Origin of the sequence: Granulicella rosea, assembly GCF_900188085.1 — a bacterium.
Taxonomy (GTDB): Bacteria; Acidobacteriota; Terriglobia; order Terriglobales; family Acidobacteriaceae; genus Edaphobacter; species Edaphobacter rosea.
On the sequence record NZ_FZOU01000004.1, the window covers coordinates 226240 to 240898 of the forward strand.

General features: G+C 56.4%; 11 protein-coding genes. 3 read left to right on the plus strand and 8 right to left on the minus strand.

The genetic code is table 11. The features are described 5' to 3' along the window. Positions 1-297: 297 nt before the first annotated feature. The gene (locus CHB87_RS12840; protein WP_089408852.1) at positions 298-1152 is read left to right on the plus strand and encodes a type IV toxin-antitoxin system AbiEi family antitoxin; all 855 of its coding nucleotides are present in this window, start codon (positions 298-300) and stop codon (positions 1150-1152) included. Then, positions 1142-2053 (plus strand): nucleotidyl transferase AbiEii/AbiGii toxin family protein, encoded by a 912-nt coding sequence (locus CHB87_RS12845; RefSeq protein ID WP_089408853.1) that lies wholly within the window; start codon positions 1142-1144, stop codon positions 2051-2053. Before CHB87_RS12840 ends, CHB87_RS12845 begins: the two co-directional genes overlap by 11 nt. Before the next feature lie 429 nt (positions 2054-2482). On the opposite strand, the gene CHB87_RS22890 is transcribed toward CHB87_RS12845, so the two are convergent. From CHB87_RS22890 to CHB87_RS12885, 8 genes are all read right to left on the minus strand, one after another. Further along, positions 2483-2842: a winged helix-turn-helix transcriptional regulator gene (locus CHB87_RS22890; RefSeq protein WP_089408854.1), complete on the minus strand. Its 360-nt coding sequence runs from the start codon at positions 2840-2842 to the stop codon at positions 2483-2485. Positions 2843-2868: 26 nt separating this feature from the next. Then, complete coding sequence (locus CHB87_RS12855; RefSeq protein WP_217897046.1) at positions 2869-4065, minus strand: FAD-dependent monooxygenase; 1197 nt, start codon at positions 4063-4065, stop codon at positions 2869-2871. Between the two features lie 129 nt (positions 4066-4194). Then, positions 4195-5364, minus strand: a complete 1170-nt coding sequence (locus tag CHB87_RS12860) for a 4-hydroxybenzoate 3-monooxygenase (protein ID WP_089408855.1) — start codon at positions 5362-5364, stop codon at positions 4195-4197. A 151-nt stretch (positions 5365-5515) separates the two neighbouring features. Beyond that, the gene (locus tag CHB87_RS12865) at positions 5516-6331 is read right to left on the minus strand and encodes an AraC family transcriptional regulator (protein WP_089408856.1); all 816 of its coding nucleotides are present in this window, start codon (positions 6329-6331) and stop codon (positions 5516-5518) included. A 97-nt stretch (positions 6332-6428) separates the two neighbouring features. Continuing rightward, complete coding sequence (locus tag CHB87_RS12870) at positions 6429-6623, minus strand: hypothetical protein (protein ID WP_089408857.1); 195 nt, start codon at positions 6621-6623, stop codon at positions 6429-6431. Further along, positions 6620-7786 (minus strand): PepSY-associated TM helix domain-containing protein, encoded by a 1167-nt coding sequence (locus tag CHB87_RS12875; RefSeq protein ID WP_089408858.1) that lies wholly within the window; start codon positions 7784-7786, stop codon positions 6620-6622. The genes CHB87_RS12870 and CHB87_RS12875 overlap by 4 nt, the downstream gene beginning before the upstream one ends. A 14-nt stretch (positions 7787-7800) precedes the next feature. Beyond that, positions 7801-10977 carry a TonB-dependent receptor gene (locus CHB87_RS12880; RefSeq protein ID WP_176441735.1) on the minus strand — a complete coding sequence of 1059 codons (3177 nt, stop codon included), beginning with the start codon at positions 10975-10977 and terminating at the stop codon, positions 7801-7803. A 133-nt stretch (positions 10978-11110) separates the two neighbouring features. Further along, on the minus strand, positions 11111-13516 hold the full coding sequence (locus tag CHB87_RS12885; RefSeq protein ID WP_089408860.1) for a TonB-dependent siderophore receptor: 2406 nt from the start codon (positions 13514-13516) through the stop codon (positions 11111-11113). 331 nt (positions 13517-13847) lie between these two features. Here CHB87_RS12885 and CHB87_RS12890 point away from each other — a divergent pair, with 331 nt between their 5' ends. Beyond that, positions 13848-14579: an AraC family transcriptional regulator gene (locus CHB87_RS12890; RefSeq protein ID WP_176441736.1), complete on the plus strand. Its 732-nt coding sequence runs from the start codon at positions 13848-13850 to the stop codon at positions 14577-14579. Positions 14580-14659 lie beyond the last annotated feature (80 nt).

The following is a 14659-nucleotide window of genomic DNA, read 5'->3' on the forward strand; positions in this document are numbered from 1 at the left end:
CGATACAGTGGTTATGAGTCGGAGAAACCGGCAAAACCGGCATAGTTGGCAGCATTTGCTGCCAAAATGCTGCCAAATTCTACTACGGGTAATCGGGCTGATCCGTGGGCGGACAGCCCGATTGATTGTGTGGACCGTCTTGCCGAAGCAGTTGGCTTAGGGCTGTAGATCGCCATTCCCGGCTGGATGGCTTTGCGGGTTTAGTTTGCAGTATGGCGCTTGTGTGCGTTCATGGCGCACAAGGATGGGATTTTGTGAACTTGACATCGAGTTTATGTATGCATGAATATGTGCGTCATGGACGCACAAAGATCATCTCGACTAAACCGCCTGCTCCTAAGCCTGCCGGAGGGGTTCTTGGCGGATAGCGCCTGGTTCCAAGCCCAGGGGATCTCCCGTTCATCGATACGAGACTATGTGGACCGGGGTTGGCTCGAAAGAATAGGTCCACGCGTTTACCGGCGGCCAAGCCAACTCACCAAGGCCTCGCTGCGATGGGATGTTGTTGTGCTCTCGCTCCAGCAGGTCATGCACAAGCCGCTTCACGTCGGCGGACGAACGGCGGTCGAACTGTCTGGCTATGCTCATTACGTCGAAGCTGGCGACACTTCGCGAGTCTACTTGTACGGGTCGGGCCTCCCATCCTGGCTTGCCAAGCTGCCGATATCCGCTCAGTTTGAAACCCGCTCTTCGGGACTGTTTGCAAACTCCAATAGCGGCGTTGAAGCGAGGCGTTACGATCTGCGTTCCGGTAAGGCATCAGTATCGCTAAAGGATGCGGAATCCACGAGCCCCTGGGAATGGTCGCTGACCATGTCAGCTCCCGAACGAGCAATCCTGGAGATGATCGATGAACTCCCGCATCACGAGAGCTTTCATCAAGTCGATGTTGTCATGGAAGGTTTGGCCAACCTCCGGCCTCAACTGGTGGGGAAGCTCCTGCGGGAATGCAAGAGTGTGAAGGTAAAGCGGCTCTTCCTCTGGTACGCGGACAGACATGGACATGCCTGGTTCAAACATCTGGATCTGTCTGCCGTCGATCTCGGAAAAGGAAAGCGTCAACTGGTTCCTCAAGGCCATTTCGACTCGCGCTATCAGATCACGCTTCCAATTGAACTATTCAATACCGGAGGTAGCAACGATGGCCAGTGAAGTTTTCGAAGGACAGGTAGCCCTACTCGTCGGGGTATTGCCCTATGTGGCGACCGAGACTTGCTTTGCTCTCAAGGGCGGAACAGCAATCAATCTTTTCGTTCGAGACCTGCCTCGTCTTTCGGTGGACATCGATCTGGTTTATCTGCCGATTGAGGAACGAGAGACATCGCTTATCGGGATACGATCTGCGCTGAGTCGTATTGCCGAGAGGATTCGTAAAGCGATTCCTGATGGCGTCGTCACCGACAGCGCCAACGCGGGCGGAACCCTCGTCCTTGTTCGTCAAAGAAACGCTCAAATCAAGATCGAAGTCACTCCCGTCCTTCGGGGCACTGTCTATCCCACGGAGTTGAAAACAGTCCGGCCCATCGTAGAGGAGCAATTCGGCTTCGCTGAAATCCAAGTCGTTTCGTTTGCCGACCTCTATGCAGGGAAACTGGTTGCAGCACTGGACCGACAGCATCCTCGAGATCTGTTCGATGTCCAGCACCTGCTTGCCAATGAAGGGATTGATGACGCTCTCTACCAAGCATTTCTCGCATATATCCTGAGCCACAATCGTCCTACGCACGAGCTCCTGCAACCCCGCTTGAAGGACATACGCCGAACCTTCGAGACAGAATTTGTCGGAATGACGGTAAGAGAAACCTCCTTCGAGATGCTCCTCGCAACCCGAGAGCAATTGGTTGCGGAGATTCGCTCCCACCTGGATGAAAAATCTAAGGTCTTTCTTAGGTCTTTTCATACACTCACGCCAGACTGGAACCTCATCAGGTCACCGACTCTTCGTCATCTTCCGGCGATTCGATGGAAACTCATGAATCTGGAACGATTGCAAATCGAGAATCCAGAAAAGTACCAAACCATACTTCAACAACTTGAAGCGGCATTATCTTGAACCGATTCCACATCAAAATCTGTTCCGCCGAAGCCATCAATGCTGATCTCGGAACGGACGGTGGTGGATTTGACCGAACAGTTTGGGCGCGGATTCGGCGAGATCAGTCCTCGGAGGATGCGAGCCTTCTTCCAGACACAAGAAACATGTTCTACCTGCTCGGCCATGTCCACGTCGGACGGAACATGAAGGATCGCACTCCGCGCCTGCACGAGGTCTTCCAGAAGAATCCGGCGGCGATGATCTGAAACTTGGTATCGTGATGCACGACGGAACGAAGGTGATCCCTTTTGGGGACCGCCTATTCGCCGCTCCTATGTCTTGTTTATGGGCTTGACGGCTCCATGCCATGAAGTCATTGACGGTTAGACGGTTAGTATTCGGCAATACCGGCGTAAGCGGCTATGAGCCGACTCATCAGAAGACTCGTTACGATGCTCGCGTGTGCTTCTGGGCAGTTGAGGGTTTGGTTGGCTCCTCTGAAACATAAAGCGTCGCCCACTGCTCAAGGTATTCCAACAGCTCCACCAGCGGTTGTTGCATTGCATCTGCGAGTTCGTACTCTACGTGGAGCACGGAACTGCTTAGGTCTCGTCGCAAGATGAATCCCTGAGCCGTAAGGGAACGAAGGCTTGCAGTTAGCGCTTTCTTGGATGCGGTCGGAATCAGCCGTCGGAGTTCGCTGAGACGTACTGGACGGGAGCGCATCGCACAAAGAATCAGAATCGTCCATTTCCCTTGCAGGAGTTCGATCACACGTGAAACTCGGGTTGTGTAAGAAGCGTTCATCGTGTTGTGTCGGTCGAGTCTTTCGACTACGACTTGGCGACCTGCCCGTAGTCTTTGAGATCGAAGGGAATGGCCATCAAGCCAAAGTCCGGAACGCTGTCCGGATCGATGACCGCGTCGGTACCTGTATCGCCGGCCGATTCTGGTCCCGGCAGGTTTGTTTGACCGGCAAGCTCTTGATTGCGGAGGACGTAATCTCGCAGTTCTAACTCGTAACTTCGCATTGCCAGCAATGGGTCATTTCTATGAGTTGCTAGCGCCCCTGCCAAAACATAGGCAGCGATCATCGCGACGGACGTACCCTGACCGGTCCCCAGCGAGACGCTGTAGCCTGCATCCCCAAGCAGCACGACCCGCCCGTCCGACCAGTGATCCATTCGAATCTGGTTGATGGAATCAAAGTAGAAGTCGGGCGACTCCTGCATATACGCCAATAGCCGTGGGAACTCCCAACCGGCTCCGGCGAGCCGGTCCGCCAAGAGTTGTTTCTGAGCGGAGACATCGCGGTAATCGTAATCAAGCGGCTCAGCGGATTGAAAGCCAAGATAAACCCTTGCAGGGTCGTCCTTCGCCATCACCAGGAGGCCGCCCCCGACGTTGCCATTCATGCAGAAGATCTGCCAATGGTCGAGACCGAGGAAATTGGGGATTGCGAAGACGGCGATATAGGAACCGAGATAGTGGATGAACCGCTCGTCGGGGCCGAAGACGAGCCGCCGTACCTTAGAGCGTAGACCATCGGCGCCGATGATCAGATCGAAGCGGCGAGGCACCGAGGCGACAAAAGTAACATCGACGCCGGTTTCATCCTGGTTCAATGACGCGATCGAGTCGTCAAAGAGATACTCCACCGGATCACCTACGGCCCCGTAAAGCACTTGGCAGAGGTCATCGCGAAGTATCTCGACATCTGGGCTGTCGAATCGACTGCCGGTCAGAGTTCGCTCAGTGCTGCGGAAAAACTCCTTGCCCGTGGGGTCAACGAGCGACACACCGGTGAGCTTCGTGCTTCTTTCACGGATCGCAGCCAAGATACCCATCCGTTCAGCGACCTCCAAGGCCGCTGCGCCGCGCACGTCGAGGGCCTGACCGCCCGGGCGCAGATGCGGCGCTAGCTCGACCACTGTGACCTTGAACCCATAATGGGAAAGCCAATAAGCAGCGCTGAGGCCGGAGACGCTGGCACCCGAAACGAGTACGCTCAAATCGTTCTTCATCATCATTGAACATCCTTTGTTGGCATCTCGAACGCGGACATCTTTTGTTGCTTGCCGCCGTTTCCGCGCAAGTAGAAAGTGAATCAACCAATCGTCAGATCACGACCGTCATCGCTCCATCGGATATTCATGGCTCTAATCAGCAGTGGTGAGAAATGCATCAAGCCGCGTTCGGGCGATCATCTGGCGGAACGTGCCGTGCTGCTTGGGATCGCCCGCGTCGTGCATGATATCGGTCATCGTGGCGCTGAACTCCTGCTCCTTCCAGACGTGCGGCAGCACCGCATCGGAATAGCTTCGTAACGCTGCTTTGTCGCCGTCCCGCAGTGCCGCTACCAGGGCCTTAGACAGAACGTCCACATCATGAAGCGCAATGTTCATGCCCTTGGCGCCCGTAGGTGGCACTAGATGCGCGGCATCACCAACAAGGAAAAGGTTCCGGTATTGCATTGGCACATACACCACAGACCGCAGGGGGATAACGTCCTTGTCCAGCACCACGGCGTCCTGGATGGTGTCATCGCACAGGCGCAACCTCATTTCGTCCCAGATCCGCGAGTCTGGCCAGTCCTCGGACCCATCACTGACGTCGCACTGGAGGTAAACTCTGCTCCTGTTTGGCCCGCGTGTAATCTGGGCAGCAAAACCGTGATCGCTGACTCCCATGATCGCGAGTCCGGCCACCGGCGGTGTGGCGACGAGTGCGGCCAACCACGCATAGCCGAACTCATAGCTGTACTTCGTCAAGACGCCGTGTGGAATTGATGACCGGCTAACACTATGCCCTCCATCGCACCCGACGATGTAATCGCAGACAAGCTCGTGCAGACCGTCGGCATCGGAGTAGTTGATCCGCGGACAGCTATCCTCATCGTTGTGGATCGTTATCTCGGTGACTTGGAAACAAACATCACCGCCCATCTGGTCGATAAGTTCCCGCAACAGATTGGTCACAAGCTGCTGTTGTGTGCAGAAACGGCCCTGCTTGGCTTCTTCGCTGGAGCTTCCAAAAGTTCGGCCTGAGCCGTTTATGCGAATTTCACCTCGTTGGGCAACGGGGCCCTCGGGAAGTAAATCCGCCAAACCCCACCGCTCGAACATCGCCACTGCGCGTGCCTCGACGAATCCGGCACGCTGTCGCGCTTCGACGTAAGCGCGATTGCGCCGCTCCAGGACGACGCACGCAATTCCAGACTTTCGTAAGAAGGTCGCTAAAGTTAGACCGGACACCCCGCTTCCGATAATGGCAACGGTGGTCTCTTCACGACCTGCATCCCCGGCAGGGGAGTTGCAAGGTAAATCCATGATCTGACCTCCGCCTGAATGCACCTCAACGGTGTAAGCAGGAACCCATGAAGTCAGATTATGGAAAACGTCTCCTGACCAGATAGCGCCAATTGGACAATATATAGCTTTTTCTGGTCAACTCCGATAAATCTGAACGCGCTACGATCTGTTACGCGCGACGATCCGCCAGATACCGAGCGGGGGGCTTTCCTAAGGCCTTTCTGAACATGGTTACGAAGGCGCTCGGACCCTCATAGCCAAGATCGAACGCAACGGTCTGAACTGACGCCCCTTGGTCGAGGCGCTGCAGCGCGGTGAGGATGTGGAGCTGTTGACGCCAACGGCCGAAGCTCATGCCGGTTTCTCGTTTCAGGGCGCGTGTCAATGTCCGCGGGGCAACCGCCATGCGCCGGCCCCAGTCGTCGATCGTGGCGCGGTCGGAGGGGTCGGCCATCATCGCGACGGCGATGCTGCGCAGCTTGGCATCGATCGGCATTGGAAAGTTCAGCTTTTCAACGGGTGCTGTTGAGAGTTGGTCGAGCAACACTGTGGCAATACGGCCGTCGGGGCCGTCAATGTCGTACAGAACCGGCATCTCAGTGACATGCATCACCAAGCGTTCCAGCAGGGGCGAGATCGACAATGCGCAGCATTGCCTGGGTAACGCTGGAGCAGCATCTGGTTCGACGAAGAGGCAATATGCCTCAACATTGCCGGCCAGCGTCATGCTGTGCGGAACGTTCCCTGGAATCCATACCGCACAACGAGGTGGCACGATCCAGACGCTTTGGTCGGCTTCGCATCTGACCATGCCCCGTAGTGTCAGGACAAGCTGAGCCTTGCGATGCTCATGGATGGCCATCTCCATCCCCTTGGTGACCATGTAGCCGCCGAGGGCGGCGACAGGGCGCGGCACATCCTCAGGAGCGAAATCGGCCCCATCATCGTTGTCGAGCTCGTTGGCATCTTGGCGGTAGAAGGGCATGGGCTGCGAACACTTCAGGTTACGACTGACTAGATTAGACAATATCAGCGCATGATTGCTATTTCCAGTCCAACATGTGCTGTCGCAACGACCCTACTCACGCGCCGGCTGACGTGCCATTGTCTCTGCTGCATTTCCACGCGATAACAACAAGAGGAATGGCTAGCGCGATCCAGGAAAGAACATCCCAGATGCCGTCACCCAGCAGTGCTGAGAGCAACCCGTATAGCGTGATCAAGCCGATCACGATTGCCGGTCCGTAGATCTGACGGAAAGGGAGGGAAAGACTCATCGTGCGAAGGCTCCTGTTTGTGCCTCTTCGAGTTGGACCAGGTGGTTCAGTTCTTTTTCGACTGGAGCACGACGCCGAATGAGCCACAGATAGACACCGCTCACCAGAACAACAATCAGTGCCAGATCAAAGAAAGCCCACAGAACTTTCAGCGGAAGGCCTCCGTAGTCTCCGAAGTGAAGCGGACGAGAAACTTCCAGAGCGCGCAGATACCAGGGCAGACCGTTCGTGACGGTCAGGGCTCCATTCTCCACGTCCACGAGCGCTGGAGTGAGCAGGCGCGATGTCACTGGAGTCTTGCCTCGCGTCCAGACGACGTAGTGCCGCGGACTTCCGAAAACTGCGTTTGGGAAGAGCACGGAACTGATTTCGTTGTGCGGCAACGCGCTGGCCACGTCCTTGATAGCAGCATCGACAGACTCGAAATGCGAAGGCATGGCTTTGCCCCTGTAAGGAGCGAGAATCTGGGGCATGGTTTGTGCGCGCCAGATGCCGAAGAGCGGTGTCGAGATCGCGTTCATGATGCCGGTTGCTCCGACGACCAGCGCCCAGGTAAGGGTGACAATTCCCAGTAAGTTGTGTAAATCGAACCAGCGTGTTCTGGGTGCAGCTTCGCTTCGATACGTGCCAAAGCGTAATCGGCGCATGAATGGGCCATAGACCAACGCTCCCGAGGCCAGTGAGACCACGAAAGAGAGCGCCATGACTCCCATGAAGAGTTCCCCTGGCAGCCCCATGAATAGTTCCATGTGGAGCCGCAGGCAAAAGCTGACGAAGCTGAAGCGATCCGCCGGGGCTTCGAGAAAATGCCCCGTATGGACATCGAAGACTGCCGACTTGATTTCGCCGTCCTTCGGTTTGGCAGAGGGGCTCATGTTGACGAACAGCCGCGGCTCGTCGTCGTCCCAATACACGTTGAAGGGATGCAACGTTGGAAACTTCGCCTGAGCGACCGCGACCATCTTGTCAATGCTCGCGGTCGGAGTGCCGGGCGGAACAGACACAGGTGCAACGTGAGGTTCGAGCAAGTCTCGCAGCTCGTCCCCGAAGATGAGCGGAAGACCCGTGATGCAAGCCATGAGCAGAAAGGCCGTGCAGACGAGGCTGGTCCACTTATGAACTCGATACCAAATCCGTACGGTGTTTGCAGTGAGTGAAGCCATAGTACCTCTCAGGATCAAAAATGCAGTTTCAATGCGAGTTGCAGAGAGCGCGGACCGCCCGTCTGGTAAAGCGGGTTGAGCCCACCAAGTTGCGTGTTCTGCATGGTGTAGACGTGACCGAAGTTCGTGCGTCCGGTGGAGAGCTGGTTGTAGACGGTGCCCCATATGGGATGGTTCAGGAGGTTGAAGGCCTCGGCACGGAACTGCAGGCCAATACCCTCGTGAAAGATGAAATCTTTGCGCAAAGCAAGATCGGCCTGAACCGCGTCGTAGCCTCGTGCGCCGTTACGTCCAAAGTTGCCTTCGATGTTGTTGCCCGAGCTATCCTTGGCAATCGTGAATGCGTTGTAGTTGATGACGCGACCACTTGGAGAGTCGGCACCATAGAGATAAAGCGGCTGATTGGCAACGCGATTCGGATAGAAGTAGGCAGCCGTGCCGTTGGCCGTGTAGGCGGTTGTCCCGATCACGTTTACGGGCAACGCCGACCGGGCCGTTACGCGCGAATCGAGCGACCAGTGAGCGAGCGCTGTGCTGAACAGCGCGTGCGAATAACTTCCGGGAAGATCGTAGGTAACGGCTGTCTGAAAGTTATTGCGGATGTCGTAGTCGGAGTTGGCGCGAAACAGTTGGTAGGAAGCAAAGTTGCTCGACACGTTGTCGATGGCGTGAGCCCATGTATAGGACAACAGGACCTGCAATCCGTTGGCCAGCTTCCGATCGAGTCGCACCTGGAGCGCGTTGTAGGTCGAGTTCGCTGCATTGCTGGTCAGATAGAGATCATTCGTAGGAATGAAGTTGGGATTGCCCAGGTAAGTCGGGTCGTAAGTCCGGTTCACAAGCTGTTTCCGCCCGGCCGAAGCAACATAGTTCAGCAGAAGGCTCTGCTTTGCTCCCAATCGCTGTTCAACCGCAGCGTTCCACTCGATCGTGTACGGCGTCTTAAGATTCGGATCGAATCCATAAGTGATGCTGTTGTACGGTGCGGTTGCTCCCGCGCTGGGCGACGCGTCGTAGTTCGCCTGGCTGGCCGGAAACGGCTGGGCAACGAGCGTGCTGTAGGCCATATAGCCTGTACCCCAGTAGCCTTGGAGGGCAGTCGCATAGGGCATGTCGTAGAACATTCCAAAGCCAGTTCGGACGGTTGTCTCGTAACCCGGATTGGCATGAGCCTGATAGGCGAGTCCGAGGCGCGGTGCAAAATTGGTGTAGACAGTGTGCCAGAGCGGAGTGCCGTGCGGCGCAAGCGCCACCATGCTTATATTCGCCGTGGTGAGGGCGTACGGCAGGGCCCCATTCGAGGCGCCGGGAGGCGGATTCAGATCCCAGCGAACTCCGGCGGACACGTTCAGCCGCGAGGTTGCCTTCCACTCATCCTGCACGAAGAGGGACGTGTTTCCGAAGGTTGGTTCCAGCTCGGTCAATCCGAGCTTGAAGATGTAGTTATAGTCGGGAGTTCCTGCGGTCGTCGTCGCCGGACTCATAAAGAGCGGATACTCGTACACGGACGGATATCCTTCCCTGTTGGCAAGGTGGCGATAGTCGACTCCCCAGCGCAGCGAGTGGCGTCCAACCGTGTAGCCCATCCAGTCAACCACGTTGATCTGGTGCTGGGCTGTCGTCCTTGGAGTCAGCGAGAAGTAAGGATTCTTTCCGTAATAAAGCTCGAAGAACAGGTTGGAGTTCGCCATGGAGAGCACTGGCATGTTGCTGGTGTCGAAAGCAACGGCCCCTCCGTAGTTGTCGATATAGTCCGCTGAGGAGGCGGTGCTGGCCGTGTAGTTAAAGCGCAGATCGTTCATCAGCCGTTGGGTCAGAAATGCTGTTGCGCCTGCGGTGACGCTACGAGCCATATTCGCCTGCTTCTGAACTTCAGAAAGCGCGACGGAGCTTCGACCGGTGGTGTTGGAACGGGTGTAGCTGTACCGCGCGAATAGGCGAAGCTTCTCGCCAATCTGGCGATCCACGCGCAGACTGCCATTGTCGAGCGAGCTTGGCACGGAATAGCCAGACTGGAAGATAGCCATCCCGTTTCCTTCATTCGTTTCACCGTTCAGCCCATTGGCCGTTGCAAGATTGGCTGTCGGCAAGGGAAACGCATTCAGAAACGGCTTCATCGACGCGACCGCCGCGTTGCGCACTTCGTAGGTCGGCACATCGGTTACTGCCGACTGCGGGGAGATCAACCGCAATCCCTCATATGCTCCGAAAAAGAAGGTATGGTCCCGACCACTGTGCAGATGGAGAATTCCCAGCGGCCCTCCCAGAGTCCCTCCGAAATCGTTTTGGCGTTCCCTCGGCTTAGCGATCCCGTTGAAGTCGTTGATGGAGGAATTCGCATCGAAGACGTCGTTGCGCAGATATTCGAAGGCACCTCCATGAAGCTGATGTGTGCCCGAGCGGGTGACAAATTCAAACTGTCCACCAGGAGTGTGCCCATACTGTGCCGAGTAAGTAGACGTTGTGGCCCGAAACTCCTGCAGCGCATCGATAGGAACGATGCTCTGCGTGGTGCCGAGCACGGTTTCCTGCGGCACGGAGCCGGAATAGCCTGCGCCCCAGCCAATGATCGAGCTAGCCGCGACTGAGCCTGTGTTCGCGCTCACTCCATCGACCGTGAAGTAATTGGCCTCGGTACGTTGTCCATTCACGGTGACCTCGCCGCTGTATCCGACACCGCCACTTGAAGGCACTACGGCGACGCCAGGAATCAGCGTCAAGAGCGACTGAAAGCTTCGTCCGTTGAGCGGCATGTTTTCAACGAACTGCCGGTCCACGACCGTACTCACTGTCGCGTCGGTCATGTTCATTTGGAGTCCGCTGCCGTCTACGGTGACACTTTGTGTGACGTTTCCCGGATGCAGCACGATATCAAGAGAAAGTTTACCCGCCACGGCAAGAGTGATCCCGTCAACGACCTGCGTTTCGAACCCAGCCGCGCTGACCGATACCCTATATTTTCCCGGCACCAACGAGGCAATAGTGTAAAGTCCCGCATGATTGCTGGTCGCGGTCGTCTTAATATGAGTCGCTTCATGGGCCGCTTCGATGGTTGCAAGCGGAATTGCGGCCTTCTGCGTGTCAAAGACCAAACCGCTGATTTGTGCATTTTGGGCAAAGCCAACGGAGATTCCTGACAAGAACAGGCTGAACAGGGCGAGAATTCGCCAGTGACGCATAGAGAAAACCACGAGTGCTCCTTTCGTATGGCCTCGGGCTGTCGCGTCCGTCTTAAAGTGGGCTTCAGCCTTCGGGTTGTCGATCCCCAAAACTTTCGCGGCGCTTCGCCAAAAGACTCCACGACAGGTTGTTCCTAATGCAGGTTCACCAGCGATAGCGCATGGTGCCGTAGACAGTGAGCTTCGCTCCGTAGTAACAGCCATCGGTCGCATAGCAGGAAGCTACGTAGGTGCGATTGCCGATGTTGCTGGCGTTGATCTGAAGGCGTGCCCCATGGAGCGGACCTGAGTCGCTGGAGAAGTCGTAGTGCAGCGCTCCGTCGAAGAGAGTGGCACCCGGCACTTTGAAGGAGTTCACGTTGTCGCCCCAGCTCCCACCTACGAAACGGCTGCCCGCGCTCACGCCGAGGCCATGGAGGAATGCGGATGGCAGGTTGTAGTCGGCCCAGAAAGAGGCGAGGTTGAGCGGAACGCCATACTGGTATTTACCTTGTGTCGATTCTGTCGTACCGTTGAGTGCGACGCCGGTGGTATTCGATCGGCTGTACTTCGAATCGGTATAGGCATACGAGGTGACGATGCTCACGCGGTGTGCGAGGGAAGAGTGTCCCTGCACTTCGAAGCCACGGGACCTAATCTCGCCGATGGGAATGGTGAAGTTTGGATTTGTCGGATCGGTCGTGCCGACGTTCTGCTGCGCCAGGTCGTAGACATCGGCCGTGATGAGCATGTTGGCATGTTCGGGCTGATACTTGACGCCGCCCTCATACTGCTTGCCGGTCGTGGGCGGCAGAGTGGTGCCAGCCGCGGTGAGTCCAATATCCGGCTGGAACGATGTTGCGTAGCTGAAGTACGGAGCGAGACCGCGCCCAATCAGATAGACGGCACCGGTTCGGACGGTGAACTTATCGGCATCCTGTTTCGTGACCGTTCCGTTGCTCGTGTCGTTGTAGGAAAGCCAGTCCTGGCGTCCAGCAAAGGAGAGCCGCAGACGTCCCAACGCTGCCTGATCCTGGAAGTAGATGCCGGTCTGGTTGACCAGCGTGCTCTCGCTGCCACTGATCTCCGGCGTTGCAATCGGCAGGTAGTAGACCGGATGGAAGACATTGATGGGGGCAACATCCCCTGAGCCCCAGTTCCAACCTTCTTTGTAGTGTGTGTAGTTTGCGCCAGCCAGAAACGTCTGACGAATCTTCCCCGTCTGCAGGGTCTTGACTACTCGTTGATCCGACAAGATCGAATTGAACGATACGTGTCGAATGAACGTGTACCGGTCCAGGGTGGCATTGTCCGCTTCAAACCCTTCTGGCCAGATCATCTTGGCGTAGTCGCGATTGCCAGTGAAGCGGAGGTTTTGCTCGATGCGCAAGTCGTGATCGAAGCTCCTTGTGAACGCATCGCCCACTTGGAGGAACGACTGCTTGGTCTCGTTGAAGTTCGGATCGCCGGGAAAGAAACCGACAGCGATCTTGCCGTTGGGATTTGGAAGTCCACTGCCAAGCGCAGGTATCGGAGCATAGGCCCCGACCTCGGGGTTATAGGTGTAGTTAGTCAAAAATGTCAGGCTGGTTTTCGCGTCGGGAACCCAGGTAAGAGCGGGTGCAATCGCGAGACGCTTCGGATGGATAAACCATGTCTGCGAGCCTTCCGTGAATCCAACTCCCGTCAGGCGATAGAGCAGATGAGGAGACAGCAGAGGACCGCTGAAGTCGAAATTGCCCTCGTATCGCCCATAAGTACCGAAGCCTAACTGGACCTCATGGAACGCCGAAGCCATGGGGCGCTTGCTCTCCACGTTGACGATGCCTGCTGGATTGCCCTGCCCGTAGAGTACCGACGATGGGCCTTCCAATACCTCGATGCGCTGATAGAAATAGGTGTCGAGCAGCGTGTTCCCGGAGGCGTCATCCGTCAAGCCGTCCTGGTAGACCGCGGGAGTAAAACCTCGCAACTGCAGGCTGCTCCCGCTCCAGAACGATGAGCTATTTCCCTCCGATTCAGCAACGAGACCGGGGGCATAGCGGAGTGCTTCATTCAGGCTCTGTGGCGCCTGCGCGTCTATCTCATCGCGAGTGATGACGGAGATCGACTGTGGCGTTTCGAGCAAAGGTGTGTCGGTCTTTGTAGCCAACGTACTATCGTTTGCCACATACCCTGCCTCTGCCTGCACCGTGACCGTGTTGGCCGCGTTCTGTACCGTAAGAGCCACATCAGCAGTTGGAGAATGGGCGCTGGCCGTCAGATCCTTCGTATACGCGGCAAAGCCGGCAGCCTCGACCTGCAACCGGTACGAACCTTCAGGAACGGTCAGGGTGAAGTGCCCCTGCCCGTCCGTCCGCGCCTGTTGCACCTGATTGCCGCACATCAAATGGACGGTAGCGGAGGTGATGCGGGCACCGGTGGAGTCGGAGACTGTTCCGCTTACCGTTACCTTCAAAGAACCGGGAAAAGATGTACAAGACGCCGCTTGCGGAAGTTGTGCATAGCCAACGGCTGCAAATGAAAGCACCAGAATCATCAAGAAAATACGCCAACGAAGAAACATAGACATGCACCTTTCGTTTCCCCGCAGGTGCGTGGCTGCTCTACACTGAGAGCAGTCGTCAGCCTTCGGGTTGTCGATCTCCAGACCCTCGCGGCGCTTCGCCAAAAAGACTGCTGCGGGGGTCTCCTAATTTTCCCGAGGGAACCCTCGGTTGCTCTGCATTGGAAGGTCAGGTCAGACAGACTTGAACTCCGACTGATTTGGTCGTATATGTAGAGTAATACGGCGCATCCGACCCCAATCCGCCAATTCGGTCAATCTATGCGCCAAACAGGACAAAATGCAGAGAAGTACGGACCACGAGTTTTATCAACGCGTACCCCGGCCAGTTGGAGGCATGGCAAAGTCTTATCCGACCGGGTATCCGGGCTATCTTCATAGCCATCCTCGTGCGCAGTTACTTTACGCGGAATCAGGCACGATGAAGGTCACGACAGAACGCGGGGCATGGATTGTCCCGCCGCATCGAGCGGTCTGGTTTCCTCCGGAGTATCCTCATCAGACCGCAGCACTCAGTCCTTTGGAGATGAGAACGCTCTACATCCGGAGTGACTCATGCCCCAGAGGGACACCTCACGAACCGTGCGTCATTTCTGTTTCTCCGCTACTTCGTGAGTTGGTGCGGCGCGTTACAGCGATGCCGGTGGAGTACGACGAAGATGGTCGGGACGGCCAAGTCGTTCGCTTGCTCCTACAGGAGATCGATTGGTCACCCGCATACGCGGTAGTGATGCCAGTGCTGCGAGATGAGCGGCTGCTGGCGGTGGAAAGGGTTCTCCTTTCCGATCCAGGCGATACACGCACGCTCGAAGCATGGGCAACAGTTGCCGCAGCTTCGCCGCGCACGCTGGCGCGGCTCTTTCTGAAAGAGACTGGCATGTCGTTTCGCTGCTGGCGCGATCAGTTCCGTGCTTTGACCGCGCTTCCATATCTGGCGAAGGGAATGCAGATCACAAACCTCGCGTCGAAATTTGGATACGAGACAGCGGGCGCCTTCGCAGCCATGTTCAAACGCGTGATGGGCGTTACGCCAAGCCAGTATCTAGGAGGCAGCGAACCAACAAGCTGAGCGTCTGACGCTTCACTGCGGGTTTCTTGCAGGACAATCTCTGATTTGATTCGTTCGCTGTTTGAAAGCTGGACTTTAAT

Bases quoted from the DNA above. Each gene is read 5' to 3' on its own strand.
- CHB87_RS12885 (WP_089408860.1), bottom strand. From the start codon at position 13,516: ATGTCTATGTTTCTTCGTTGGCGTATTTTCTTGATGATTCTGGTGCTT.
- CHB87_RS12855 (WP_217897046.1), bottom strand. From the start codon at position 4,065: ATGATGATGAAGAACGATTTGAGCGTACTCGTTTCGGGTGCCAGCGTC.
- CHB87_RS22890 (WP_089408854.1), bottom strand. From the start codon at position 2,842: ATGAACGCTTCTTACACAACCCGAGTTTCACGTGTGATCGAACTCCTG.
- CHB87_RS12845 (WP_089408853.1), top strand. From the start codon at position 1,142: ATGGCCAGTGAAGTTTTCGAAGGACAGGTAGCCCTACTCGTCGGGGTA.
- CHB87_RS12860 (WP_089408855.1), bottom strand. From the start codon at position 5,364: ATGGATTTACCTTGCAACTCCCCTGCCGGGGATGCAGGTCGTGAAGAG.
- CHB87_RS12840 (WP_089408852.1), top strand. From the start codon at position 298: ATGGACGCACAAAGATCATCTCGACTAAACCGCCTGCTCCTAAGCCTG.
- CHB87_RS12875 (WP_089408858.1), bottom strand. From the start codon at position 7,786: ATGGCTTCACTCACTGCAAACACCGTACGGATTTGGTATCGAGTTCAT.
- CHB87_RS12890 (WP_176441736.1), top strand. From the start codon at position 13,848: ATGGCAAAGTCTTATCCGACCGGGTATCCGGGCTATCTTCATAGCCAT.
- CHB87_RS12865 (WP_089408856.1), bottom strand. From the start codon at position 6,331: ATGCCCTTCTACCGCCAAGATGCCAACGAGCTCGACAACGATGATGGG.
- CHB87_RS12870 (WP_089408857.1), bottom strand. From the start codon at position 6,623: ATGAGTCTTTCCCTCCCTTTCCGTCAGATCTACGGACCGGCAATCGTG.